The following is a 25,775-nucleotide window of genomic DNA, read 5'->3' as shown; positions in this document are numbered from 1 at the left end:
GGTTACGAACAGGGATGCGCCCGGGCCGCTTGAGCCGTGACACATCCCTGAAGCCTTAGCGGCTCAACAGCAGCGCGTCACCCTGTCCGCCGCCACCACACAGTGCTACAGCAGCGCGGCCGGAGCCGCGTCGTGCGAGCTCGTGAGCAGCGTGCACAACGAGTCGAGCGCCTGAGGCGCCAATGGGATGTCCGAGGGCAATCGCTCCACCATGAATGTTGACGATGTCGTGGCTCAGCCCGAGCTCCGCGGTTGAGCGCAGGCTCACCGCGGCAAAAGCTTCGTTGATCTCAGCAAAATCGAGGTCGCCCGCACTCCAGCCCGCGTTCTCCAACGCTGCCGCAATAGCACGTGACGGCTGCGAGTGCAGAGAGTTGTCGGGGCCGGCGACGTGGCCGGAGCGGTCGAGCACAGCCAGCCACGTGTGGCCGTGTTCTTCAGCCCAAGCGCGACTAGCCAAGATGACAGCAGAAGCACCGTCGCTCAGCGGCGATGAGTTGCCGGCGGTGATTGTTCCTGCGGGGTCGAAGGCGGGGCGTAGTCCGGCGAGAGTCTCTACCGTCGTACTGGCGCGTACGCCCTCATCGGTGTCGAGTACGAGGTCATCGCCCTTGCGCTGGGGGATCATGACAGGCGCGATCTCATCGGCGAACACGCCGGATTCCATTGCAGCGGCGGCGCGCTGGTGCGAGGCGGCAGCAATCTCATCCTGTTCGGTGCGGCCAATCTTGAGGCGGCCGTTGTGGCGCTCGGTGCTAGCGCCCATCGATTCGGCATCGAACGCATCCGTGAGTCCATCATGGGCGGCGGAGTCGAGCGCAGAAACAGTGCCGTAAGCCCAGCCCATGCGTGATCCGGGAAGAATGTGCGGTGCATTGGTCATGGATTCTTGACCGCCGGCAGCAACAACGTTGGCTTCGCCGAGACGGATGAGACGCGCAGCATCCACAACGGCGGCAAGTCCAGAAAGGCAGACTTTGTTGACCGTGACGGCCGGGGTCTTCCAGGCGAGGCCTGCCGCGATGGACGTCTGTCGTGCGGGGTTCTGGCCCGCGCCAGCCTGAATCACCTGGCCGAAGATGACCTGGTCGATGTCGTCGACGTCAACGCCGGAGCGTTCTATGGCTGCGCTAAGCGCTACTGCGCCGAGCTGTACGGCACTGAGCGAGCCCAGTTGCCCGCGCAGTTTCCCTTGTGGGGTGCGAGTCGCGGAAAGGATTACTACATCGTTGGGTGCGGGGGTGTTGTCCACTGTGCAAACTCCTCTGTTCGTGTGCCGTTGTTGACAGGGTGGTTGAGCAACCATGGCAACCCGAAGTCTGAACCGGTCCTCAGGTTCAGATAGCAGTGCTCCCACGGCAGCAGAAAAAATCCCATCATGTGGGTCAATAAAAAGTACCTCGCTCCGGCGTAAATTGCGACGATAGTTTTCGTTAGCCCGTCGCGGGGCCTTTTCAATCACGTGCCCGCGTTGTATTCTCCGGAACAGCGTGACAACCGTTGACCAGAACTTCGCCAGGTGAAGTTTCCTGGGGCGCCGTTTGTCACTGACTACACAGTTCTGGTGACGCAGTATCCTGCAGACTTAATTGCTGGGTAACGGAAGAACTATTGAAGAATCAACCGCGGGAGGTCCGAGTGTGAGTATCGATAAGACAGTGGGGTCGGCGGCTGAAGCTGTCACCGATATTCCGAATGGGGCATCTCTTGCCGTCGGGGGCTTCGGTCTCTGCGGCAATCCGATGGTGCTCATTCAGGCGCTGCTGGAGGTGGGTTCTGACGATTTGAGCATCGTGAGCAACAACTGCGGTGTCGATGACTGGGGCTTAGGCGTGCTGCTTGCGGCCCATCGCATCCGCAAGATGACGTCATCGTACGTTGGCGAGAACAAAGAGTTTGAGCGTCAGTTTTTGACGGGAGAGCTTGAGGTCGAGCTGACGCCGCAGGGCACGCTTGCCGAGAAGCTTCGCGCTGGTGGCTCCGGAATCGCTGCGTTCTTCACACAAACCGGTGTGGGCACGCAAGTGGCCGAGGGTGGACTGCCTCGTCGCTACGACGGTTCGGGTGGCATTACGATTGCGTCTCCCCCGAAGGAGGTTCGCTCCTTTGATGTCAACGGAACGTCGAAAGAGTTTGTGCTCGAAGAGTCGATCACAACAGACTTTTCGCTCGTGCACGCGCTCAAGGGTGATCGTCACGGCAACCTCGTTTTCGCTAAGTCGGCGCGCAACTTCTCGCCACTCGCAGCAATGGCTGGCCGCATCTGCATCGCCCAGGTCGAGCAGCTGGTCGAACCCGGCGAGATTGAACCGGATGCCGTGCACTTGCCCGGCGTGTACGTCACGCGGGTGATCGAGGTGGGTTCAGATGTCGAGAAACGAATCGAACGTCGCACTGTGCAGAAAGAGGTGGCGTAATGGCTTTGACACGTGAAGAGATGGCGGCGCGTGCCGCACTTGAATTGGCCGATGGCTCCTATGTGAATCTCGGTATTGGGCTTCCCACTCTGGTGCCGAACTATGTGCCAGAGGGTCGCACCGTTGTGTTGCAGTCAGAGAACGGCATTCTCGGCGTCGGGCCCTATCCGACCGAAGAGAACGTTGACCCCGACCTCATCAATGCGGGCAAGGAGACAGTCACGACCCTTCCAGGCACCGCCTTCTTTGACTCGGCAATGAGCTTCGGCATGATCCGCGGCGGCAAGATTGACGCGGCAATTTTGGGTGCGATGCAGGTTTCGGTCGCTGGCGATCTTGCCAACTGGATGATCCCGGGAAAGATGGTCAAGGGCCCAGGCGGCGCCATGGATCTGGTGCACGGCGCAGCTCGCGTGATCGTTCTCATGGAGCATGTGGCTAAAGACGGCAGCCCCAAGATCGTGAACGAGTGCTCGCTACCGCTCACCGGTCGTGGCGTTGTTCACCGCATCATCACCGATCTCGCCGTGATCGACATCACAGCCGATGGGCTCGTTTTGCGCGAGCTTGCGCCCGGCGTCGACGAAGCCACGGTGAGGGCGGCAACCGAGCCCGACCTTATGGTCGATCTCGACACTCGGTAGTTCGCTATTTCCTTTTCGCCGCGAGCTAGCATTCCGGTGTTGTTCAGGAGTCGGCTCTAGACTGGAATCGTGCCAGCAATCAATCTTGGAATGCCGAAAGTTCCCGAAGTCCTCGCTCCCCGTCGCAAGACCCGGCAGATCAAGGTCGGTTCTGTAGGAGTTGGTAGCGATTCGCAAGTCAGCGTGCAGTCAATGACGACAACGCAGACTACGAACATCGACGGAACTCTTCAGCAGATCGCCGAACTGACCGCGTCGGGTTGCGATATTGTTCGAGTCGCTGTTCCCCACCAAGATGATGCGGATGTCTTGCACATCATCGCGAAGAAGAGCCAGATTCCGGTTATTGCCGACATCCACTTTCAGCCGCGGTATGTTTTTTCGGCGATTGATGCCGGAGTCGGCGCCGTTCGCGTAAATCCCGGAAACATTCGCAAATTCGACGACAAGGTCGGCGACATTGCCAAGGCGGCTAAGGACGCCGGTGTGAGCCTGCGAATCGGCATTAACGCTGGTTCGCTTGAGCCCAGCCTGCTGCAGAAGTACGGAAAGGCAACAGCAGAGGCGCTCGTGGAGAGCGCTGTCTGGGAGGCAAGTCTTTTCGAAGAGCACGACTTCCACGACTTCAAGATTTCTGTCAAGCACAACGACCCCATCGTGATGGTCAAGGCATACCGGATGCTCGCCGAGCGCGGTGACTGGCCGCTGCACTTGGGCGTCACCGAGGCTGGTCCCGAGTTCCAAGGCACGATCAAGAGTGCGACCGCGTTCGGCATCCTGCTCTCCGAGGGCATTGGCGACACCATCCGCGTGTCACTCTCTGCCCCGCCAGCTCAAGAGGTCAAGGTTGGACTGCAGATATTGCAGTCGCTCAACCTTCGCGAGCGCAAGCTCGAAATCGTGTCGTGCCCCAGCTGTGGTCGCGCGCAAGTCGATGTTTACAAGCTCGCCAACGACGTCACTGAGGGTCTCGAAGGCATGACCGTTCCGCTGCGCGTTGCCGTCATGGGCTGCGTTGTCAACGGACCGGGTGAGGCTCGTGAAGCCGACCTCGGTGTTGCCAGCGGAAACGGCAAGGGCCAGATCTTTGTCAAGGGTGAAGTCATCAAGACTGTGCCCGAATCGGAGATCGTTGCCACGCTGATCGAGGAAGCGAACCGCATCGCTGCGGAGATGCCTGCTGGCGAGATCGGCAGCCCGCAAGTGCTCACCCCGTAGCCGCACTAACATTGAGGCGTGTCTACACGTCTCTCTCAACTCTTTGTCCGCACGCTCCGCGAAGATCCCGTCGATGCCGAGGTAGCCAGTCACCGCCTTTTGGTGCGCGCCGGCTACATCCGTCGTCAAGCACCAGGGGTGTTTGCTTGGTTGCCCCTCGGGCTCAAGGTGCGCCGCAAGATTGAGGCGATCATCCGCGACGAGCTCGAATCGTTCGGTGCGCAAGAGGTGCACTTTCCGGCGCTGCTGCCGCGCGAGCCCTACGAGCTGACCGGTCGCTGGGCCGAATACGGCGACGGAATCTTCCGACTCAAGGACCGCCGCGACGTTGACTACCTATTGGCGCCAACGCACGAAGAGGTCTTCACGCTGCTCGTAAAAGACCTCTACTCGAGCTACAAGGACTTGCCGCTGTCGCTCTACCAAATCCAGGACAAGTACCGCGACGAGGCACGCCCGCGTGCTGGCCTACTTCGTGGGCGCGAGTTCTCGATGAAAGACAGCTACTCCTTCGACTACACGGATGCCGGGCTCGACGTTTCGTACCAGCAGCACCGTGACGCCTACGAGCGAATCTTCACTCGCTTGGGCCTGGAGTACGTCGTAGTTGCCGCGGATGCTGGCGCAATGGGTGGCTCGAAGAGCGAAGAGTTCTTGCACCCCACCCCGATCGGCGAAGACACCTTTGTGCGCTCAGCTGGAGGATATGCCGCGAACGTTGAGGCGTACCGCACGACCCCGCCAGAGGCGCTCCCCATTGCAGGCCTACCTGAGCCGCTGATTTTCGATTCGCCAAACACGCCCACGATCGACACGCTTGTCGCGCTGGCTAACGAGCAGCAGCCTCGTGCTGATCGCCCGTGGGCTGCGGCCGACACCCTCAAGAACGTGGTTCTTGCGCTTAAATCGCTCGACGGAACCCGTGAGCTTGTCGTTGTCGGGCTGCCTGGCGACCGCGATGTTGACCTCAAGCGTGCCGAGGTTGCCTTTGCGCCAGCAGAGGTCGAAGCGGCAACCGCAGAAGACTTCGCTGCACTCGCGAAGCTTGAGGGAAACCCCGGTTTTGTGAAGGGCTACATCGGTCCGTGGTCGCCTGAGGGCGCCGTGATCGGTGAGAAGTCTGCAACCGGTGTGCGCTTCGTGCTCGACCCTCGTGTCGTTGACGGCACTCAGTGGATCACTGGCGCCAACATCCACGAAAAGCATGTTCTTGGTCTCGTGGCCGGTCGTGATTTCGTGGCTGACGGTACGGTCGAAGTCTCGGATGTGCGCGAGGGTGATCCCGCCCCCGACGGCAGTGGACCCATTGAGACTGCTCGCGGGATGGAGATTGGTCACGTCTTCCAGCTCGGTCGCAAATACGCAGAGGTCCTCGGCCTCAAGGTTCTCGACGAGAACGGCAAGCTCGTCACCGTCACGATGGGCTCTTACGGCATCGGCGTTACGCGACTGATGGCTGCAATTGCTGAAACGACAAACGATGGCAAGGGTCTCTTGTGGCCCAAGAACATCAGCCCGTTTGATGTGCACATCGTGGCCGCGGGCAAAGACCCCGTCATTTTCGACACCGCAGAGAACCTGGTTGCCTCGCTCGAGAGTGCGGGACTCGACGTGCTCTTCGATGACCGCGTCAAGGTCTCGCCTGGCGTAAAGTTCGGCGACGCTGAGCTGCTTGGCGTGCCAAAGATCGTGATTGTTGGCCGCGATGCTGCCAACGGAATGGTCGAGGTCTGGGATCGTGTTACGAACGAGCGCACCAGCACACACATCGATGAGGTTGGTGCGGCGCTGCTCGGATAAGGCGGCTAAACTAGCCTATTCGGAGCCAGTGAGGCTCCGGTTTATCACCCCTAAATGAATATCGGAGGCCCTCAATGGATATCGACTTGAGCGTGCTGCGCATGATGGAGCGCGAGCGAGAGATACCGTTCGAAGAGCTGGTGCAAATCATTGAGCAGGCAATCATGAGTGCCTATCTCAAGCACGTTGAGGCTCCCGAAGGTAAGGCTGCAGAGATTGCGCCGACGGCTCGCGTCGTACTCGATCGCAAGACCGGCCACGTTAGTGTGTGGGTTCCTGAATACGACGACGAAGGCGCAATCGTCGGTGAGGCTGAAGACAGCCCAAGCGATTTCGGTCGCATCGCAGCTTTCGCAGCGAAGCAGGTCATCAACCAGCGTCTTCGCGACATTGGTGACGACAAGGTTCTCGGCGAATTCAAAGGTCGCGAAGGCGACATTGTTGCCGGCGTCATCCAGCAGGGCCCCAACCCTCGGATGATCCACATTGACTTGGGCACCGTCGAGGCGATTATGCCTCCCGAGGAGCAGGTTCCGAGCGAAGAATATAAGCACGGTTCACGACTGCGCGTCTACGTCACTGCCGTGAACAAGGGTGACAAGGGTCCTCAGATCACGGTCAGCCGCACCCATCCTTCGCTCGTACGCAAACTCTTTGCCCTTGAAGTTCCTGAGATCGCTAGCGGCATTGTTGAGATCACTTCGGTGGCTCGCGAAGCCGGTCACCGCACCAAGATGGCCGTTCGGGCAACCGAGCCGGGCGTCAACGCTAAGGGTTCGTGCATTGGCGAGCTTGGCCAACGTGTGCGCGCCGTAACAGCAGAGCTCAACAACGAGAAAATCGACATCGTCGACTACTCAGAGAATCTTGCCGTGTTTGTCGCGAATGCGCTTTCACCGGCCAAGGTCTCAAGCTCTTTTGTCCTCGATGAAGCGACCAAAGCAGTCCGTGCCCTAGTTCCCGACTACCAGCTCTCACTGGCGATCGGCAAAGAGGGCCAAAATGCGCGCCTAGCAGCCAAGCTAACCGGTGCCCGCATCGACATCCAACCAGACTCGATTCTCGACGGCGAGTAGTCGCGCGACCGCGGCCGGCTCTTCTCCCTGTGAGACAGCGTCGACCGCAGTTGTGCGCCGCTCGCAAGTGCGGTTTACGCGCCGACACTAGACGCGGGGGAGTGCGCGACTGGAGAGTAGGGGTATCATGGATGCAGTAAGAACGTGTATTGGCTGTCGTGCAAGCGGCAGTAGATCCTCGTTACTGAGGGTTATCGCATCTCACGGTGCGGTTGTGGCCGACCATTCGGCCGCACTTCCGGGTCGCGGTGCGTGGCTCCACCCCACATCCACGTGTTATGAGTCTGCAGTCAAACGCAGAGCTTTTGAGCGTGCTTTGAAGGTGAATTCACCGCTAGATACCGGAACACTTCTTTCAGTGTTAGCTGAATATGAGGCGGGACATCAACCGATGTCCCCTAACGAACAGGCTGATTGACCTATGGACAACTAATGAGCGGCTCGAAATGAGTTCCGTCCGTAATTAGCGGTCTGCCCCTGTCTGGGAGCAGACCCAGACAGGAGAAAAGTGGCTGCAAAACCACGCGTACACGAAGTCGCCGCCGAAGCAGGCGTCGATAGCAAGGCTGCACTAGCGAAGCTCAAAGAAATGGGCGAATTCGTTAAAGGCCCTTCGTCAAGCATTGAACCACCCGTCGCGCGACGGCTAAAAGCTGCACTAGAAGCAGACGCTGCGAAAGCCCCAGCAGAGCCGGAGAAGCCCAAGGCTGCTCCTAAGGCCGCGCCTAAAGCTGCACCGAAACCGAAGACGCCGACACCCAGTGCTCCAACCCCTGCAGTCGTTGCTGAAGAAGCTCCTGCTGCTGTACCCGAGCCAACGTCAGAGCCTGCTCACGAACCAGAAGAGGGCGCGGCTCCCGCTCCCCTAACGGTTGCTGAGCGTCAGGCTCAAGCTCTAGCCGCAGAAAAGGCTTTGGCTGCCGAGAAGGCATCCACCGAATCTGGCGCGAAGCCTGCAGGCGACACTCCTGTTGCGCCGAGCCCTTCGGCGATTCCTCGTCCGGGAACATCCCGTCCAGGAAACAACCCCTTCGCTTCCAACCAAGGAATGCAGCGCGGCGGCCCTGCGCGCCCGGGTAACAATCCATACGCCTCCAACCAGGGCTCGCAACGTGCTGGTGCTGGCGGCAGCGCTGCTAGCGGAATTCCTCGTCCCGGTGCACCTCGTCCCGGCGCCCCGCGCCCCGGTGCGCCTCGCCCCGGAACGCCACGTCCCGGCGCTCCGCGTCCAGGCGGCCCCGGTCAGGGTGCACGTCCGGGCGGCTTCGGTCAGCGTCCAGGTGGCCCAGGTGCCGGTGGTGGTGGCGGTCAGCGTCCCGGTGGCGCTGGTGGCGGAGCACGCCCAGGTGGCGCACCAGGCAACAACTTTGGTCCTAACCGTCCGCCAGGCGGCGGTCGCGGTCGCGGCCCCGGTGGCGGTACCGCAGGTGCCTTCGGTCGCGGTGGCGGCAAAAGCAAGGCACGCAAGTCGAAGCGGGCGAAACGGGCAGAGTTCGAGCTGAGAGCCGCTCCTTCACTGGGTGGCGTAAGCATTCCCCGTGGCGATGGTAGCGAGGTTCTTCGCCTGCGTCGCGGTGCATCGATCTCCGATTTCGCTGACAAGATCGACACGAGCCCCGGCAACCTGGTTACCGTTCTGTTCCACCTGGGACAGATGGCAACCGCGACAGAGTCGCTCGACGAGGCAACCTTCAACATTCTGGGCGATGAGCTCGGTTACAAGATCGAAATGGTCTCGCCAGAAGAAGAAGACCGCGAGCTCCTGCTCGGCTTCGATATGGACCTCGATCAAGAACTCGAAGAGGAATCAGATGACGAACTCGTCATCCGTCCTCCCGTTGTCACGGTCATGGGTCACGTCGACCACGGAAAGACCAAGCTGCTTGACTCGATCCGGAACGCCAACGTTGTTGCTGGCGAAGCCGGCGGCATCACGCAGCACATTGGTGCTTACCAGGTTGTCAAAGAGCACGACGGCATCGAGCGTCCGATCACCTTCATTGACACCCCGGGTCACGAGGCGTTCACCGCTATGCGTGCACGTGGTGCGCAGGTTACTGACGTCGCGATTCTCGTGGTTGCAGCAGACGACGGAATCATGCCGCAGACGGTTGAAGCACTCAACCACGCTCAGGCAGCCAACGTTCCGATCGTTGTCGCAATCAACAAGATCGACAAAGAGGGCGCAAACCCGGCAAAGGTTCGCCAGCAGCTCACCGAATTCGGTCTCGTGGCTGAAGAATACGGTGGAGACACCATGTTCATGGACGTCTCGGCGCTCAACAAGATCGGCATCACCGAGCTTCTTGATGCTGTGCTCCTGACAGCGGATGCCGGACTCGACCTGCGCGCAAACCCCAACAAGGATGCTCGTGGTGTCGCGATCGAAGCCAAGCTCGACAAGGGTCGCGGTGCTGTTGCAACCGTGCTCATCCAGTCGGGAACGCTGTCGGTCGGAGACCCCATCGTCGCGGGAACCGCCTACGGTCGCGTTCGTGCGATGTTCGACGAGAACGGCGATTCGATCACCAAGGCCGAGCCGTCGCGCCCGGTTGCTGTACTTGGATTGACCTCGGTTCCCAAGGCCGGCGACGTGTTCCTCGTAACCGACGATGACCGTATGGCCCGTCAGATCGCCGAAAAGCGCGAAGCAGCAGAGCGTAACGCCCAGCTGGCTCGTAGCCGCAAGCGCATCAGCCTCGAGGACTTCACTAAGGCCCTCGAAGACGGCAAGGTCGAATCGCTCAACCTCATCATCAAGGGTGACGTATCGGGAGCTGTTGAAGCCCTCGAAGAGTCGCTGCTCAAGATTGATGTTGATGACTCGGTACAGCTGCGTATCATCCACCGCGGTGTTGGTGCTGTTACCGAAAGCGACATCAACCTCGCCACAGTCGACAACGCGATCATCATCGGATTCAACGTTCGGCCCGACCCGAAGGCACGCGAACGCGCCGCCCGCGAAGGTGTCGACGTACGTTTCTACTCGGTCATCTACGCGGCACTCGAAGACGTCGAGAACTCGCTCAAGGGCATGCTCAAGCCTGAGTTCGAAGAAGTTCAGTCCGGTTTTGCCGAGATCCGCGAGATCTTCCGATCCTCCAAGGTCGGAAACATCGCTGGTGTCATCGTGCGATCGGGAACGATCACGCGAAACGCTCGTGCTCGAGTTATTCGCGAAGGAGTCGTCGTTGGCGACAACTTGGCGATCGACTCACTGCGTCGCTTCAAGGACGACGTCACCGAGGTGCGTACCGACTACGAAGCGGGAATTGGTCTTGGTAAGTTCAACGACATCCAAATCGGTGACGAGATCGAGACAATTGAAATGAAGGAAAAGCCGCGGGTTTAACCGTTTGGCTTATGACGGCGGCCCCGTTCAGGAAGCGGAGCTACGCAAGCTTCCTGAACGGGGCCGCCGTCAACGCCTCAGCTAAACTCGAGGCCGCGAAAGTAATAGAAGGAGTAAAGATGGTTGACGCAGCTCGCGCGGCGAAAATGGCCGACCGCATCAAGGTAATCGTTGCGAAGACTCTGGAGCGTGGCATCAAAGATCCACGACTCGGGTTCGTCACAATCACTGACGTTCGCGTCACCGGTGACCTGCAGCACGCCTCAATCTTCTTCACTGTCTACGGCACCGACGAGGAGCGCTTCGACAGCGCGGCCGCCCTCAAGTCCGCGACTGGCCTCGTCCGTCGCGAAGTTGGCAAGAACCTCACAGCACGGCTGACCCCGTCGATCGAGTTCATCCCAGACGGTATTCCCGAGAACGCCGCGCTAATCGATTCGCTCCTCACCGAGGCGCACCAACGCGACGCAACAATCGGTTCGTTGAAGCAGAACGCAACCTACGCCGGCGACGAAGACCCCTACGTCAAGCCTCGTGACTTTGCTGCCGAAGAAGAAGCAGCAGGCTTCGACGACGACGAAGATGACGACGACGCGGTTTACGTAAGCAAAAACGACTAGGGCAACTCGTACGCAGAATCGACTTGCACGACGAGACCGTCGGTCAGTAGACCGCTGAGAGCTCGTTCGCGCTGCTCGGCATCAGACCACACCTGAGCAATTTCGTCTGTCGTTACTGGCACATCGCTCGCGCGTAATTCGGCGAGGATGAGGCCGCGGACTTGGCGATCTGATCCCTCGAACCGTTTCTGGGTCGCTTGGCGCTTTCCTTCATACGCCGGGTAGCCTGCTGCGCGCCACTGGCAGAGTTGCTTGATCGGACACTCATCGCACAGCGGGTTTCTGGCGGTGCACACGAGTGCGCCCAGTTCCATGACCGCTGCATTCGTCGCGCGAGCGGCAGCGAGATCGCCGGGCAGAAGTTCTTCCATCGCAGCGAGATCGCGGTTAGTCGATGGCGGACCCGCTTCGCCCTGCCCGAGCACCGCGCGGGCGATCACTCGCCGCACATTGGTGTCGACCACCGGATGCCGGTGCCCGTACGCAAATGCGGCGACGGCGCGAGCCGTGTAGTCCCCGATGCCGGGCAGCGCTAACAGGGTTGGTACATCCTCGGGCACAATGCCGTCGTGGTGCTCTGTAATCGCTGTGGCGGCGGCATGCAGGTTGAGTGCGCGTCGCGGGTAGCCGAGGCGTTCCCAAGCGCGTACGGCATCCCCGGGGGCCGCTGAGGCAAGCGCGGCTGGCGTCGGCCATCGTTCGAGCCACTGCTCGAGTCTCGGAATCACTCGCGCGACGGGTGTTTGCTGAAGCATAATCTCGCTGACAAGAATGCCCCAAGCACCAAATCCGTCGTGGCGCCAAGGAAGATCGCGACCGTGCTCCACGAACCACTCCCGAATCAGCCGGGAGAGTGTGCCGAGATCAGCGGCCGAGGTCTCAGTCGTCACTCGTCAGAGCCGCGTAACGGGCGGCGACATCGTCGGGGCTAAAGAACGTGCCGCTGTCTTCTACCGCGTGAACAAGTTCGACCATGAGAGCGTTCACCGGGGCGCTGCTGTTGTTGGCGGCCGCGGCGAGTACGACGGCGCCGTTCAGAGCATCCACTTCGCTTGGTTGGCCTCGTCGAATGCTCTGAAGGGTCGAACCGGGGTTGGGCGTGCGGCCCATACGGCTGGCCATCAGTCGAGGTAGCAGTTGGCCAACCCACAGCGGGGTTCGCGCAAAAGTACGCAGTCGTCGATGGTTGAGACCCTGCAGCGTTTCGAAGTGGATGCCATCGGCGAGACCGACCTGCACCGTCTCTCGCATACTTGCCGTCATCACTCGGCGGAGTTCAGAGTGTGCGATCACTGCCTGCACGCTGCGGCCGGTAATCGCGGGCAGTGCGTTGACCTGGTTGATCACGAGCTTTGTCCACTGTGCGCCGCGAAAGTTGGGCACGGCAAAGGTCGGCATAACCTCGTTCAGGATGTGTGCTGCATATCGGGCAGGAACATCATTGTCACCAGCGACGCCGAGGTAGCTGGGGCCCGCAGCAGTGACATGGATTTTGCCGGGGGAGAGGAACGATGATGCGAAAGTCGCGAGGCCACCAATCACATCTGATCGGGGTGAAGCCCGTGTGGCGGTCTCGAGTGAGTCGAGCCCATTCTGAAAAATGACGACCGGTACATTGCGCAGGTACTTGATATTCTCGCGAAGTGCCGCATCCGCGTCGTGTGCTTTGGTTGCCACGATCACCAGCTCGTTGACTCGGGTAAGCGTTGCTGCGGCCTGCATCCGAGACTGGCTTTCGCCCCACGCGCCGGTGAGAGAGATGCCGGACTGGCGGATGGTGTGAAGGTGAGCTCCGCGAGCAGTGACCTCAACATCGTTGCCCGCGCGGGCAAGCAACGCCGCAATTGCGCCGCCAACGGCACCCGTCCCAATGATGCCAATTCGCATGTCTGAAGTCTAAGCGCACCACGTCGCATTCCAGTGGGAGCTAACCGGCGGTGTCGCTACGTGCGTGCGGTGAGAGAGAATTGGCTAATGTTGTTGCGCTGCCCATTCGGGGCCGCTGGTTGGGGAGGTACGGTCATGGCTAAGCCACCGCGCAACCCCTCAAGCGGGATTCTGTTCATTGACAAACCACAGGGAATCACGAGCCACGGTGTTATCGCACGGGCTCGAGCATCCGTCGGCACTCGCAAGATTGGCCACGCAGGCACTCTCGATCCCATGGCGACTGGCCTCCTCGTGCTTGGCGCAAACAACGCGACACGACTGCTGACCTATCTGGTTGGTCTTGACAAGCAATACACGGCCACGATTCGGCTGGGTGCGTCGTCGAACACGGACGATGCTGAAGGCGAGCTTTCCACCCCAGCGGATGCTGCAGCTCTCGCCGCAATCACCGATGAGGCCATCGCAGCAGCTGTTGCTCAGTTCACGGGTCCGATCATGCAGCGACCAAGCTCTGTGAGTGCGATCAAAGTTGATGGCAGACGCGCGTACACCCTGGCCCGTTCCGGTGAAGAGGTAATTCTCATGGAACGTGCCGTAACTGTGTCCGCCTTCGATGTACTGGAGATTGCGCGCGACGAGTTCATCGACGTTAAGGTTCGTGTCGACTGCACGTCTGGCACCTACATCCGAGCCCTTGCGCGTGACGTGGGGGAGGTGCTGGGCGTTGGCGGCCACCTCACGGTGTTGCGGCGTACCAAGGTTGGGCCGTTCACCGTCGAGACTGCGAGCACGCTCGCCGATGATCTTGAGGCTCACCTCATCGCACCGGCACGGGTGGCAGGAACGCTGTTCGAAACCGTGGAAATCGGTGACCGGCAGGCGTTCGAACTCTCACGAGGCCAGCAGATTCCGCTCGGCCCCGTTGGCACAGGCCCGATCGCAGTGGTGAACCCCGCCGGCCGTCTTATCGGTCTCGCCGAAGTCGTCGACGGGCGCACCCGCATCCTCTCGAATTTTCCCGCGGATGCCGCAGCAGTTATCGAGGAAGGCGCGCCAAGCGATGGTTGAGTGGTTTGTGTGGGTGCAGGTGGTCATCGCCGTGTTTGCTGGCACGACGGCAATCATTGTTGGTTTCGCTGGAGTGAAACCCAATGACTACACTCTGGGCGCCACCCTGCTCGTTGAGGCGCTGTTGGTAGTCCAACTGGTGATGGCGATCATCGCTCCCGCGTTCGGTAATGTCGCTACCGGCAGTGGCCTAGAGTTCTGGATTTATCTGGTCTCCGCCATCCTGATCCCGCCAGCAGCTGTCATGTGGGGCCTCATCGAACGTAATCGTTGGAGCAGCGTTGTGTTGGGTGTTGCGTGCCTATCAATTGCCGTGATGGTCTACCGGATGAGCCAAATCTGGTTTGTGCAATTGGCCTAGCCCAGAGCGCCTAAAGTTGATGCGATGACTAGTAAGGATTCTTCTACCGCCACGGGCTTTGGCCGTGTGCTTATTGCCGTCTATGCGGTGATGGCGTTGGGCGCTACCGCCCGGTCACTCTTTCAGATCGCGACCAAGTTTGATGAGGCACCGATTGCCTATCTTTTGTCGGCGCTCGCTGGGCTCGTCTACATTGTGGCTACCGTAGCTCTCGTTCGCTCGGGCGCTGCCTGGTTCAGGGCTGCCGCTGTTGCGATTATTTTCGAACTCGTCGGCGTGCTGACGATTGGCACGCTCAGCCTCGTCGATGCCGTTCTGTTCCCTGCAGACACTGTGTGGTCGTCGTTCGGGGCCGGCTACCTGTTTGTGCCTCTCGTACTTCCCGTTCTTGGCCTCATCTGGCTGCACCGGGTGCGCAATTCTCAGGAGAATCGCTGACATGGAGTTGTTCGAATCAATCGACGCTGTGCCGGATGACTTTGGTGCGGTCGCCGTAACGATCGGCAAGTTTGATGGCGTGCACGGTGGCCATCGCGCGGTGCTTGAACGTTTGCAGCAGATTGCCGCTGAGCGGGGCTTGCGTTCGGTCGTTGTCACCTTCGATCGCAATCCGATGAGTTTGTTGAACCCTGAGGCCTGCCCGCAGCCGCTCGTGAGCACAGAGCAAAAGCTCGAGCGGTTGGGGTCTACCGGCATCGAGGCAACTCTAGTTCTGGCTTTTGATCGTGCATTGAGCGAAGTCAGCGCTGAAGACTTTGTCGCAACGGTGCTGGCGGGGGCGCTGGAGACTCGGGTCATTCTTGTTGGGGCAGATTTCCGTTTCGGGGCGCGGGGCGCTGGCGACGTTGAGTTGTTGCGTTCTCTCGGCGAGCGGCACGGTTTTGATGTCATCGTCATTGATGACATTGAACTCGAGGCTGGCCGTCGTATTTCGTCGACCTTCGTGCGAGACTTACTCGCCGATGGCCAGGTAGCTGAGGCTGGTCGCATTCTTACGGCACTACATTCCGTGCGCGGCATAGTCGTGCTCGGTCAACAGCGCGGTCGTGAGCTTGGCTATCCGACCGCGAATCTTGAGCGGATGCCCGAGGGATTCATTCCCGCGGATGGTGTGTATGCGGCGTGGTTGGTAATCGACGGTACACGATTCGCTGCAGCGGTCTCGATTGGCAACAATCCCACCTTCGAGGGAGTGGCCGAGAAACAGGTCGAAGCACACGCACTCGATCAAGATTTCGATATTTATGGAAAACGTGTTGAGATCGAGTTTGTCGAGTTCATTCGCGGAATGGTGAAGTTCTCGTCGATTGATTCCCTGGTCGAGGAGATGCGCCGCGACGAAGAGAACGTGAGAACTATTTTGGGCGTCCCCGCAAAAGCGACGCCCAAGAAGTAGAATGGTTCGAATGACGACCAGCGCGCGCACTCTCTGGAGAGGGCGCATCCTCGCACTCCTGGGTATCCTTTTTATTGCCCTGAACGTGCGCACTGCAGTTGCCGCAATTTCTCCCATTCTTGGGGTCATCGAGAACGATATTCCGCTCTCGAGTCTGGGGCTCGGCGTGCTCGGGATGCTGCCGCCGGTGGCCTTTGCCTTTGCCGGGATCGGCGCACCCGCGCTGGCCCGCGCCCGCGGTCTCGATGCGAGCTTGCTGATCGCGGCTGTTGCGATGGTGCTTGGATCGGGCATCCGCGCTGTCAGCGACAACTACGTGATGCTGGCGCTCGGTAGCATCATCGCACTCGGCGGAATGGGCATCGGAAACATTCTGTTGCCGCCTGCCGTCAAGAAGTACTTCCCTGATCGCCTGGGCACCGTTACTGGCGGCTATGTGATGCTCGTCTCGCTGGGCGCTGCGATCCCCGCGTTCTTTGCGGCCCCCGTTGCAGAGGTAGCCGGATGGCGTGTGTCTGTTGCCGTGTGGGCTTTGCTGGCGCTCACTGCCCTTGTTCCTTGGCTTGTGCTCTCGGTGCGGGGGCGTCACGCACGTCGCACGGCAGCGAGCGAAGCAGCTTTGCTCTCCACGTCGAGCGGTATTTCGGTGTGGTCTATGGCTCGTTCGAGGACAGCCTGGGCGATCACTTTCGCATTCGCTGTCTCGTCGATGAGCTTCTACTCGTTCTTCGCGTGGCTGCCCGAAATCCTGATCGAGTCGGCCGACATGACTCCTGTCGAGGCGGGGGCGATGTTGTCGCTCTTTGGACTAATTGGCATCCCGCTGGGCATTGTGAGCCCGATTCTGGTGAATCGGATCTCCAACGTTGGACTCCTCATACTCGGCGGGGTGGGTGCTGGCGCGGCAGGTTTCCTCGGGCTCGCTTTTGCGCCAACAACGCTCACCTGGCTGTGGGTCATTTTCGTCGGCATTGGGAGCATCATGTTCCCGCTCAGCCTTGTGCTCATCAACCTGCGTACGCGTAGCCACGAGGCTTCAGCAGCGCTCAGTGGTTTCGTGCAGAGCGTTGGTTACACGGTCGGCGCGCTCGGTCCATTCGCGGTTGCGTTGGTTCGCGAGCTTTCTGGTGGCTGGGTTGCGCCACTCATGCTGTTGCTCACGGCAAGCCTGCTCGGCATCCTCAGTGCGTCCTGGCTGACTCGGCCGCGATTCGTCGAGGATGAACTGCGAATCCCCGTTGGTGAACTCGCCGACTAGGCTCGTGCGACCTCGCTGAGCCGTTCCGGGTGGTGCACGAGGGCCGCAGCGCCGATGAGGGGACCGTCACTGGAGAGCGCGGATGCCACGACTCGAACCTTGGTGATAAACGGGAACGGTGCGCGATCGGTGATCGCTTCGGCGACGAGGTCGATGTAGTCGGCGGTGACGTGTGAGAAGCCACCACCGATTGCGACAAGTTCGAGGTCAACGAGAGCCGTAGCCGAAGCGATTCCGTGACCTACTGCGCGAGCAGATCGGCGCACGGCGCTGACCGCGACTTGGTCGCCTGCTGCATAGTCTGCTGCGAGTTCCTCACCTGTGGTGCCGGTCCAGCCGTGAGCTTGAGCCCATTCGACAGTCTTGGGGCCCGACGCAACTGCCTCGACGCAGCCAGTTCCCCCGCAACCGCACACCGTGTCTTCGCTGCCGACTTCGATGTGGCCGAAGTGGCCGCCGTTTCCGGTAGGGCCGTCGATGAGTCGGTCGTCGAGAATGAGTCCTCCGCCGACACCGGTCGAGACGACCATTCCCATGAAGTACTTCACTCCGCGGGCGGCACCAATCCAATGTTCGGCCAGTGCGATGCAGTTCCCGTCGCCGCGGAGCGCAACAGTGAGACCCGGGAGTTCTTCTTCTACGAGGGCACGAACGCCGTAGTCGCGCCACGCGGGCAGATTCAGTGGAGAGACTTCGCCGCGGGAAACTGAGATCGGCCCGGCGCTGCCGATGCCTGCGCCGAGGAGTTCAGCCCCATCCGGCAGCGCTGCGGTTGACTGCCGAACGACGGTGCGCACGCTTTCCGCGAGCTGTTCGCTCGACGAAGCGCGCCCGGTAGGCGCGCGAAAGCGGCTAGTCGCGAGAACGACGCCGTTCGGGTCGACGAGGGCAGCCTCGACTTTTGTTCCGCCGATGTCGATGGCGAGGGCATAACGATTCGATGTGGTGGTGGTCACGGCATCCACCTTATTGGGTGCGCGGGGTGCTGGAGGTGCGCGTGCTGCCATTCGTGTGGTGTTCAGCTTCAGGGTGTTGGCTGCGCATGTGCGCATCATTGAGTTGCGCTCGCTGCTCATTTGAGCAACGAGTCCCGCATATGTTGCAGCGGGGTGCGCATGACTCTATCGTTGAGGACAGGAGGCAGCAGTGGACGAATCAACCGAGCTCTTGGCCGTGCGCGTTGCCGAGCTGTACTACGAAGAGAACAAGACTCAAGACGAAGTTGGTGCCCTCCTCGGCATCACCCGCTGGAAAGTGGGCCGACTTCTTACGCGCGCCCGCGAAGTCGGAATTGTTCGCATCGAGATCGTGCACCCTCGCGCCCGGCGATTGGATGTCGAACGCCAGCTCAGAGACCGCTTCGGTCTCAAAGACGCGGTCGTTGTTCCGCTGCCCGCCGACGACGAAGAGGTGAGTCCTCGCGTGGCCCAAGCGGCTGCCGACTACCTTGCGGCTGTTCGACCCGTTCCGCGCACTCTCGGCGTGAGCTGGGGCCGCACGCTCGATGAGGTTGCCCGACTGCTTGCCCCAGGGTGGACTGTCGGCGTGCAGGTCGTGCAGATCAATGGTGGGGTGAGCCTCAATAGCAAACAGGGCACTGCGGCCCAGACCGCTGTAACGATCGCCCAGAAGGGGCACGGTCAAGCGACGCTTCTACCGATCCCCGCAATTCTTGAGCAGGTCGAAACGAAACGTGCGATTGAACGCGACCGCGCCGTTGCTAGCGTTCGTGCATTAGGTGCTTCGGCATCCGCCTATCTGTATAGCGCCGGTGTTGCCGGTGCGAGTTCGGTACACGTAGACAGCGGGTACCTGAGCGAAGCGGATGTTGAACAGCTCGTGAGCAAGGGTGCTGTCGGCGATGTTGTCGGGCGCTATATCGATCGCAATGGTGCAATCGTCGATCCTTCTTTGGACGAGCGCACGGTAGGCATCGGTCTTGGTGACCTTCGTGCAGCAGAGCACGCAATTTTTGTCGTCGCTGGCGACGCTAAACATGACGTCGCGCGCGCCGTCGTTACGAGTGGGTTGTGTTCCGTCATCGTTACCGATGAGGCCACAGCACACGCACTTCTGGAGGAAACCACATGACAATCGAATCGGCCATCGCGCTCGCTCCTGCTGAGCGCGCGGTCAATCTCATCGGTGCAGATCTGACCGAGAAATCTCTCAAGCTTCACCTTGAGGGTCTCTCGGGCGTTGACGCGGTCGGGCTTGAGCAGCGCGCCGCAGGATTGGGCACACGCTCGATTAAGACCACGTCAAAGGCGTGGGCTCTCGACACCATCATCAAGCTCATCGACCTCACCACACTCGAGGGTGCAGACACCCCGGGCAAGGTGCGTTCACTCGCAGCTAAGGCCATGCTTCCTGATCCGGGGGATGTCAGTACCCCACGGGTTGCTGCTGTCTGCGTCTACGGTGACATGGTTCCTTACGCGGCAGAAGCACTAGGCTCTGCCTGGTCGAACGGCGCAGACAACGGAATAAACATTGCCGCTGTTGCGACTGCGTTCCCCAGCGGACGCTCATCGCTTCCGATCAAGATCGCTGATACCAAAGAAGCGGTAGCAAACGGTGCGGACGAGATCGACATGGTCATTGATCGCGGCGCGTTCCTCTCCGGCAAGTACGGTGTCGTCTTCGACCAGATCGTTGCCGTAAAAGAGGCGTGCCGTCGCGAAAACGGCACCTACACCCACCTCAAGGTGATCCTTGAGACCGGCGAGCTCAACACCTACGACAACGTTCGCAAAGCATCGTGGTTGGCGATTCTTGCCGGGGGAGACTTCATCAAGACGTCCACGGGAAAAGTCGCGCCGGCAGCAACGCTGCCCGTCACCCTCCTGATGCTCGAGGTTGTGCGCGACTGGCACCTGCTCACCGGCGAAAAGATCGGCGTGAAGCCGGCCGGTGGCATCCGCAGTTCTAAAGATGCGATCAAGTATCTGGTGACTGTCGCTGAAACTGTTGGCGAGGAGTGGCTGCAGCCGCACCTGTTCCGTTTCGGTGCATCCAGTCTCCTCAATGACGTTCTCATGCAGCGTCAGAAGCTCTCCACCGGCCACTACTCCGGCCCCGACTACGTCACGATTGACTAAGGCACACCATGACTGAAAATAACAAGGCACTGAGCGTGACGGCACCGAGCTTTCTCGACTACGCGCCCGCCCCAGAATCGACTTCGATTCTTCACCTGAAGAAGCACTACGGTCTCTTCATCGATGGCGAATTTGTTGACGGGCGTGGAGACGCGTTCACGACGATCTCACCGGCAACCGAGAAAGAGATTGCCTCGATCTCCAACGCGAACAACGTTGACGTGGATGCCGCAGTTGCGGCCGCCCGCAAGGCCTACGACCGCACCTGGTCGAAGCTGTCTGGCGCAGACCGCGGCAAGTACCTCTTCCGCATCGCTCGTCTCGTGCAGGAGCGCGCTCGTGAGCTCGCTGTTGCCGAGAGCCTCGACAACGGTAAGCCCATCAAGGAGAGCCGCGACGTCGATATTCCTCTCGTTGCTGCGTGGTTCTTCTACTACGCCGGATGGGCTGACAAGCTCGACTACGCAGGCCTAGGCCCGAACCCGCAGTCGCTCGGTGTCGCCGCACAGGTGATTCCATGGAACTTCCCGTTGCTCATGCTGGCGTGGAAGATCGCTCCGGCGCTCGCGGCAGGAAACACTGTCGTGATCAAGCCGGCTGAGACCACACCGTTGAGCGCGATGATCTTCGCCGAGATCTTGCAGCAGGCTGATCTGCCCAAGGGTGTCGTGAACATCGTCACTGGCGCGGGAGACACGGGCCAGGCGCTTGTCAACCACCCCGATGTCAACAAGGTCGCCTTCACCGGCTCAACCGGCGTTGGCCGCGCGATCGCCAAGTCCATCGCGGGCAGCGGCAAGAAGGTCACGCTCGAGCTCGGTGGAAAGAACGCCAACATTGTCTTCGACGATGCACCTATCGATCAGGCTATTGAGGGAATCGTCAACGGCATCTTCTTCAACCAGGGGCACGTCTGCTGTGCAGGATCGCGCCTTCTGGTTCAGGAGAACATCCACGATGAGGTCGTCGACCGTCTCAAGGCGCGACTGTCGACATTGCGAATGGGTGACCCGCTCGACAAGAACACCGACATTGGCGCGATCAACTCCCAGGCTCAGCTCGACCGCATCCGTGAACTCAGCAACGTCGGCGAAGCCGAAGGTGCCGAGCGCTGGACCGCCGACTGCGCGATCCCCGAGAACGGATTCTGGTTCGCACCAACGATCTTCACGAACGTGTCGACCTCGAGCCGCATTGCTCGCGAAGAGGTCTTCGGGCCCGTACTGAGCGTAATGACGTTCCGCACCCCGGCCGAAGCCATCGCCAAGGCCAACAACACGCCATACGGGCTGTCTGCAGGCATCTGGAGCGACAAGGGCTCGCGCATCCTCGCCGTTGCTGACAAGCTGCGTGCCGGCGTCATCTGGGCCAACACGTTCAACCGTTTCGATCCTGCGTCGCCGTTCGGTGGCTACAAGGAGAGTGGCTACGGCCGCGAGGGTGGCCGTCACGGACTGGCCGCTTACCTAGAATCCGCTGGATGGGCCGCGCCCGCCGTCACGAAAGGTGGCAAGAAATGACCCGTCTCACGGTTCCTAAGACCTACAAGCTCTACATCGGTGGCAAGTTCCCGCGCAGCGAGAGTGGCCGCACCTATGAGGTAGCAACCAAGAAGGGCGCCTTCCTCGCGAATGCCGCCCTGGCAAGCCGCAAGGATGCTCGGGATGCCGTTGTCGCGGCCCGTGCGGCCTTCAGCGGTTGGTCGGGTGCTACCGGCTACAACCGCGGCCAGGTGCTGTACCGCATCGCCGAACTGCTGGAGGGTCGTCGCGAGCAGTTCATTGACGAGCTGATGGCAACCGAGTCGCTGTCGAAGGCGGCGGCAACCACGCAGCTCGACACCGCGATTGATGCGTGGGTTTGGTATGCAGGTTGGGCAGATAAGTACGTGCAGGTTGCCGGAAACGGCAACCCGGTCTCTGGCCCGTACTTCAACCTCTCAACGCCCGAGCCTAGCGGTGTTATCGCAATCGTTGCTCCTCAGGACTCGTCGTCGCTGCTGGGCCTCGTGAGCGTCATTGCTCCGGCCCTCGTCAGCGGAAACACTGTTGTCGTTGTTGCTCACCAGGGCGCACCGCTCAGCGCGATCAGCCTCTCAGAGGTGCTCGCAACGAGTGATGTTCCCGGTGGCGTCGTCAACATCCTCACCGGTTCGCCGGCCGAGATTGCGCCGTGGCTTGCTAGCCATGCGGATGTCAATGGTCTCGACCTCGCTGGAGCTGAACAGCTCGAGTGGGTTGACCTTCAGATCGCGGCTGCCGACACACTCAAGCGCGTTTCCGGGCCGGTTATCGGTGTTCCGGCACCGTCGATTGAGCGCGTTGTGCAGTGGACCGAGACCAAGACGGTGTGGCACACGAAGAGCCTCATCTAGGTCCCGAACCCCGTACAACGAGGAAGCCCCACCGACCGGTGCAGGGCTTCCTCGTTTTCTGGTGCCGTCAGTGTGGCTCGAGCGTTACCGGCAGGGCCGTCCGGGGAACGCCGGCTTGCCCGTCACGGCGGGCTTACCTTTGACCTCCGGCTTGCCCCGCACCGTGCAGGTCGGAACATTCTCGACCAGGGTGACCCGGTCCAGGCTCACCGACCCCGCACCGCTGAAACCGAAGCCGTAGCCCTGCACGTCGGTGAGGGTAAGGCCGTCGCTCGGCGCGTCGGCCGGCTGGTCGGCGGAACGGGTGAGGTCGGCGAACGCGACGGTCACCTTGCGCCATCCGGCTTGATTGTCGACGAATCTCGTCTCGAACCGCTCGGCGGTGTCCGGCGCCTGGAAGACACGGATGTAGTCCAGAGTGAGTGACTGCGGGAACACGAGGTCCTCGCCCGGCGTTCCACCGAAGTTTCCGCCAACTGCCACGTTGGTGATCAACGAGAAGGGGTGGTCGTAGACCCACTCCTTACCGGCCAAGTTCTCGGGGGTGGCCGAGTGGTACTGGATGTCGTCGACGAACCAGTCGATCCGCTCCGGGGTCCACTCGACGGAGAAGGTGTGGAACTCCTCGTACACCGGTGAATCGAACGTGTAGGTGTCGCCGAAGGAGTTGCCTCCCGAGTATCCCGGTCCGTGGATGGTGCCGAAGATCTCGTTCGGCAGTCGGCCGACGAACTCCATTACGTCGATCTCGCCCGTCTGGGGCCAGCCGACCTCACGGAAGTCGTTGCCGAGCGTCCACACGGCGGGCCAGATGCCGGAGCCCCGGGGCACCTTCACGCGTGACTCGATGCGTCCGTACTCGAACTCCTTCTTCTGCTCGGTAATCAGGCGCGCCGACGTGTGCGTGCACGGTCCGTACCAGCAATCGAGGTCCGTGTTCGCGGGGTCGATTTCGCGAGCCGTGATCACCATGTTGCCGTCACCGTCATGCGCTGCGTTTTCGGTGCTGCCGGTGTAGTACTGCAGCTCGTCGTTGCCCCACCCCCAGCCTCCGGTCTCGTAGGTCCAGTTGTCCGGGTTGGCGGGAGTACCGGCCGCCCCGTCAAACTCGTCGCTCCACACCGGAACCCAGCTGTCAGGCCCCTCATCGGCGGCCGCGTTGTCGGACACCGTCATGGTGACGGTGTCGCCATCGCCCTCTCCGAAGTACCAGAACGACAGTCCCTCGTAGGCCGACCAGTCCTGACCGGCCGCGAAGTTACGCAAAAGGGTTGAATCGCCGCCCGTCGTTACGTCGAGCACGTTCTCAAAGACGTCCTGTCCGGCGTAGGTGCCGGCCGCGACCTGCCGTACTGCGAGGTCGATGTCGCCCTCGGCGTCGAAGAGCCACGGGTGAGTCTCGAAGTCGTCGACGATCGTGAAGTCGATCGGGTCGTCGTCCTGGATGCTCACGGTGGCACTACTTACAAAGCCGAACTCGGCTCCGATCGGGTTCGACAGGTCGATGAGGAAGGTCTCGTCCACCTCGTGCTTGGCGTTCTGCAGAGTCGAGACCGTGATGGTCGCCTCACGCTCCCCGGCGGGGATCGTGACGCTTCCGCTTGCCGCGATGAAGTCGCGGTCGAGCGTCGCGGGCAGGTCCTCGGTTGCGGTGCGCGCCGCGGATTCCGCGGTGGCGAAGTCGACGGTCACGTCGGTGGCGGCGGCGCGGTTCAGCCGCACGGTCATGGTGGCGTCGGAGCCCTCGAGAACCTCGTACCCGGCGCGGTCGAATCCGACTGTCAGGGGAACCTCCGCGGCCTGGCCGTAGAGCAGCACGTCGTCGTAGTAGAACATCTGCGTGCCGCCCGTGGTGAGCGCACCGAATGCGTAACCGTGCATGTCGGTGAGTCCGAGTCCGTCGTTGGGCGCGTTGTTGTTGATATTCTTCCGCACGAAGTCCGCGAAGTCGAACTGCTGGAACTTCCAGCCAGTCCAGTTGTCGGTGTATTCGACGACGAAACGCTCGGCATCGTCGACGGTTGAACCGGGATTGCGGTTGTCCTGGATATCGAGGAACAGGCGCGTGCCCGATCCGTTGCCGTGCATCCAGAAGCCGATGCCCTCGTAGGTGCTCCAGTCTTGGGTGGTCCACGTGTCTACGGTGTCGTTAGTGAAGTTGCTCACCACGACGCCGTAGGACGTCACCGTGAACGCCGACGACAGCACATCGTTGCCGGCAGCCTCAGCGGGCACGGCCACGGGCGAGGGGACAGTGGTGAAGGCGACGGTACTGTTGGGGTCCTCGGCGCTGAACCAGCCGACCGGGACGGCTCCCGTGGTGCCCGACGGCAGTGTGGCTTCGAAGTCCTCGACGACCAGTGTGCGGCCGGTGGGCCGACCGACGACTGGGCCGTCGTTGTCGACGATCGTGATCGTCGCCGCGCTCGGGGTGCCGAGCGCGGCACCGACGGCATTGCTGAGGGCCAACGAGAGGATCTCGCTTGGTTCCTCGGCGTCGTCGTCTGTCGTGGCGATGGAGATCGTCTTCGTCGTCTCGCCCGCGGCGAAGGTGAGCGTGCCTGCTTCGGAGGTGTAGTCATCGGTGTCGGCCGTGCCGCCGCTCGTCGCGTAGTCGACGGTGGTGGGCACGGTGGGCGCGACATTGAGTCGCACGTTGATGTTCGCTGTAGCGCCCTCGATGACCTCGGCGGATGCGGCGGACAGCGAGACCGTCGGCGCTACCTCGGCGCCCGCGAAGAGTTCGATGTCGTCGATCTGCACGGTGGTGTTGCCGCTGACGACCGGAACGGCGTAGCCCCACACGGTCGTGAGGCCTAGGCCGTCATTGGGCCCCGGGTTGTAGTCGGTGGAACGCACCAGAGCCGACCACGGGATTTCGATGGAGCGCCATCCGGCGACGTCATCGATGAACTCCAGCTCGAACCGCTCAGAGGAGTCCGAGTTGGCTCCGCCGTCGAAGATCTCGAACTGCAGGACGGATCCGGAGGCCGTGCCGTTCAGCATGAACCTCACGCCATCGAACTCGCTCCAGTCGGTCGCCGTGGGGAAGTTGTGGCCGTATCCGGCGTATCCCTCTCTGTCAACCTTGCATAAGGCACCGGGATCGTCCCGAATAGTGTCGTAGAGGGCGGGGAAGGAGTTCCCCTTGACGAACACCGTAATGACAGGGCTCAGCTCGATCGGGCAGGCTGTAGGGA

At 61.1% G+C, this 25,775-nt stretch carries 22 protein-coding genes; 17 read left to right on the top strand and 5 right to left on the bottom strand.

The genetic code is table 11. The features are described from left to right. Positions 1 to 55 precede the first annotated feature (55 nt). Positions 56 to 1,252 (bottom strand): acetyl-CoA C-acetyltransferase, encoded by a 1,197-nt coding sequence (locus ACTJJW_RS11120; protein WP_462644658.1) that lies wholly within the window; start codon positions 1,250 to 1,252, stop codon positions 56 to 58. 388 nt (positions 1,253 to 1,640) lie between these two features. Here ACTJJW_RS11120 and ACTJJW_RS11115 point away from each other — a divergent pair, with 388 nt between their 5' ends. From ACTJJW_RS11115 to rbfA, 8 genes are all read left to right on the top strand, one after another. After that, positions 1,641 to 2,417, top strand: a complete 777-nt coding sequence (locus tag ACTJJW_RS11115; protein WP_462644656.1) for a CoA transferase subunit A — start codon at positions 1,641 to 1,643, stop codon at positions 2,415 to 2,417. Continuing rightward, on the top strand, positions 2,417 to 3,061 hold the full coding sequence (locus ACTJJW_RS11110; RefSeq protein WP_462644654.1) for a CoA transferase subunit B: 645 nt from the start codon (positions 2,417 to 2,419) through the stop codon (positions 3,059 to 3,061). The genes ACTJJW_RS11115 and ACTJJW_RS11110 overlap by 1 nt, the downstream gene beginning before the upstream one ends. Positions 3,062 to 3,130: 69 nt before the next feature. After that, positions 3,131 to 4,279: a flavodoxin-dependent (E)-4-hydroxy-3-methylbut-2-enyl-diphosphate synthase gene (gene ispG, locus ACTJJW_RS11105; protein WP_462644653.1), complete on the top strand. Its 1,149-nt coding sequence runs from the start codon at positions 3,131 to 3,133 to the stop codon at positions 4,277 to 4,279. A gap of 18 nt (positions 4,280 to 4,297) precedes the next feature. Beyond that, positions 4,298 to 6,079, top strand: coding sequence for a proline--tRNA ligase (locus ACTJJW_RS11100; RefSeq protein ID WP_462644651.1), 1,782 nt, complete (start codon positions 4,298 to 4,300; stop codon positions 6,077 to 6,079). 74 nt (positions 6,080 to 6,153) lie between these two features. Further along, positions 6,154 to 7,155, top strand: coding sequence for a transcription termination factor NusA (nusA, locus tag ACTJJW_RS11095; RefSeq protein ID WP_462644649.1), 1,002 nt, complete (start codon positions 6,154 to 6,156; stop codon positions 7,153 to 7,155). Between the two features lie 127 nt (positions 7,156 to 7,282). Next, positions 7,283 to 7,573 carry a YlxR family protein gene (locus ACTJJW_RS11090; RefSeq protein WP_462644647.1) on the top strand — a complete coding sequence of 97 codons (291 nt, stop codon included), beginning with the start codon at positions 7,283 to 7,285 and terminating at the stop codon, positions 7,571 to 7,573. 90 nt (positions 7,574 to 7,663) lie between these two features. After that, positions 7,664 to 10,507, top strand: a complete 2,844-nt coding sequence (gene infB, locus ACTJJW_RS11085) for a translation initiation factor IF-2 (RefSeq protein ID WP_462644645.1) — start codon at positions 7,664 to 7,666, stop codon at positions 10,505 to 10,507. Positions 10,508 to 10,626: 119 nt separating this feature from the next. Next, the gene (rbfA, locus tag ACTJJW_RS11080; protein ID WP_462644644.1) at positions 10,627 to 11,127 is read left to right on the top strand and encodes a 30S ribosome-binding factor RbfA; all 501 of its coding nucleotides are present in this window, start codon (positions 10,627 to 10,629) and stop codon (positions 11,125 to 11,127) included. On the opposite strand, the gene ACTJJW_RS11075 is transcribed toward rbfA, so the two are convergent. Together ACTJJW_RS11075 and ACTJJW_RS11070 are read right to left on the bottom strand one after the other, a co-directional pair. After that, complete coding sequence (locus ACTJJW_RS11075) at positions 11,124 to 12,017, bottom strand: HhH-GPD family protein (protein WP_462644642.1); 894 nt, start codon at positions 12,015 to 12,017, stop codon at positions 11,124 to 11,126. The two genes, rbfA and ACTJJW_RS11075, sit on opposite strands and share 4 nt — an antisense overlap. Continuing rightward, on the bottom strand, positions 12,007 to 13,014 hold the full coding sequence (locus ACTJJW_RS11070) for a ketopantoate reductase family protein (protein ID WP_462644640.1): 1,008 nt from the start codon (positions 13,012 to 13,014) through the stop codon (positions 12,007 to 12,009). Before ACTJJW_RS11070 ends, ACTJJW_RS11075 begins: the two co-directional genes overlap by 11 nt. A gap of 135 nt (positions 13,015 to 13,149) precedes the next feature. Here ACTJJW_RS11070 and truB point away from each other — a divergent pair, with 135 nt between their 5' ends. Genes truB through ACTJJW_RS11045 form a run of 5 tightly spaced genes read left to right on the top strand, consistent with a single transcriptional unit; the run spans position 13,150 to position 17,100 of the window. Continuing rightward, entirely contained in the window at positions 13,150 to 14,085 is a 936-nt protein-coding gene (gene truB, locus ACTJJW_RS11065; protein WP_462644638.1) for a tRNA pseudouridine(55) synthase TruB, read from the top strand. After that, entirely contained in the window at positions 14,078 to 14,446 is a 369-nt protein-coding gene (locus ACTJJW_RS11060; protein ID WP_462644636.1) for a hypothetical protein, read from the top strand. The genes truB and ACTJJW_RS11060 overlap by 8 nt, the downstream gene beginning before the upstream one ends. 24 nt (positions 14,447 to 14,470) lie before the next feature. After that, positions 14,471 to 14,884 carry a hypothetical protein gene (locus tag ACTJJW_RS11055; protein ID WP_462644634.1) on the top strand — a complete coding sequence of 138 codons (414 nt, stop codon included), beginning with the start codon at positions 14,471 to 14,473 and terminating at the stop codon, positions 14,882 to 14,884. Position 14,885: 1 nt separating this feature from the next. Further along, positions 14,886 to 15,842 carry a bifunctional riboflavin kinase/FAD synthetase gene (locus ACTJJW_RS11050; RefSeq protein ID WP_462644632.1) on the top strand — a complete coding sequence of 319 codons (957 nt, stop codon included), beginning with the start codon at positions 14,886 to 14,888 and terminating at the stop codon, positions 15,840 to 15,842. A 10-nt stretch (positions 15,843 to 15,852) separates the two neighbouring features. Then, entirely contained in the window at positions 15,853 to 17,100 is a 1,248-nt protein-coding gene (locus tag ACTJJW_RS11045) for an MFS transporter (protein ID WP_462644630.1), read from the top strand. Here the strand turns inward: ACTJJW_RS11045 and ACTJJW_RS11040 are convergent. Further along, positions 17,097 to 18,056: an ROK family protein gene (locus tag ACTJJW_RS11040; protein WP_462644628.1), complete on the bottom strand. Its 960-nt coding sequence runs from the start codon at positions 18,054 to 18,056 to the stop codon at positions 17,097 to 17,099. The two genes, ACTJJW_RS11045 and ACTJJW_RS11040, sit on opposite strands and share 4 nt — an antisense overlap. 190 nt (positions 18,057 to 18,246) lie before the next feature. Between ACTJJW_RS11040 and ACTJJW_RS11035 the strand changes: the two genes are divergently transcribed. From ACTJJW_RS11035 to ACTJJW_RS11020, 4 genes are read left to right on the top strand one after another with little or no spacing between them, the layout of a single operon-like run. Next, positions 18,247 to 19,191, top strand: a complete 945-nt coding sequence (locus ACTJJW_RS11035; protein ID WP_462644626.1) for a sugar-binding transcriptional regulator — start codon at positions 18,247 to 18,249, stop codon at positions 19,189 to 19,191. Continuing rightward, positions 19,188 to 20,201 carry a deoxyribose-phosphate aldolase gene (gene deoC, locus ACTJJW_RS11030; protein WP_462644624.1) on the top strand — a complete coding sequence of 338 codons (1,014 nt, stop codon included), beginning with the start codon at positions 19,188 to 19,190 and terminating at the stop codon, positions 20,199 to 20,201. The genes ACTJJW_RS11035 and deoC overlap by 4 nt, the downstream gene beginning before the upstream one ends. A gap of 8 nt (positions 20,202 to 20,209) precedes the next feature. Further along, the gene (locus ACTJJW_RS11025) at positions 20,210 to 21,721 is read left to right on the top strand and encodes an aldehyde dehydrogenase family protein (protein ID WP_462644622.1); all 1,512 of its coding nucleotides are present in this window, start codon (positions 20,210 to 20,212) and stop codon (positions 21,719 to 21,721) included. Then, a complete protein-coding gene (locus ACTJJW_RS11020) occupies positions 21,718 to 22,575 on the top strand; it encodes an aldehyde dehydrogenase family protein (RefSeq protein ID WP_462644620.1) in 858 nt (285 codons plus the stop codon). Before ACTJJW_RS11025 ends, ACTJJW_RS11020 begins: the two co-directional genes overlap by 4 nt. An 84-nt stretch (positions 22,576 to 22,659) precedes the next feature. Here the strand turns inward: ACTJJW_RS11020 and ACTJJW_RS11015 are convergent. Next, on the bottom strand, positions 22,660 to 25,775 hold a 3,116-nt coding region (locus ACTJJW_RS11015; protein WP_462644619.1), incomplete at its 5' end, for a carbohydrate binding domain-containing protein.

The sequence above is a fragment of the Rhodoglobus galactosidasius genome, from assembly GCF_054957775.1.
The sequence above is the reverse complement of the archived record's forward strand: the minus strand, read 5'-3'. Positions and strand labels throughout refer to the sequence as shown.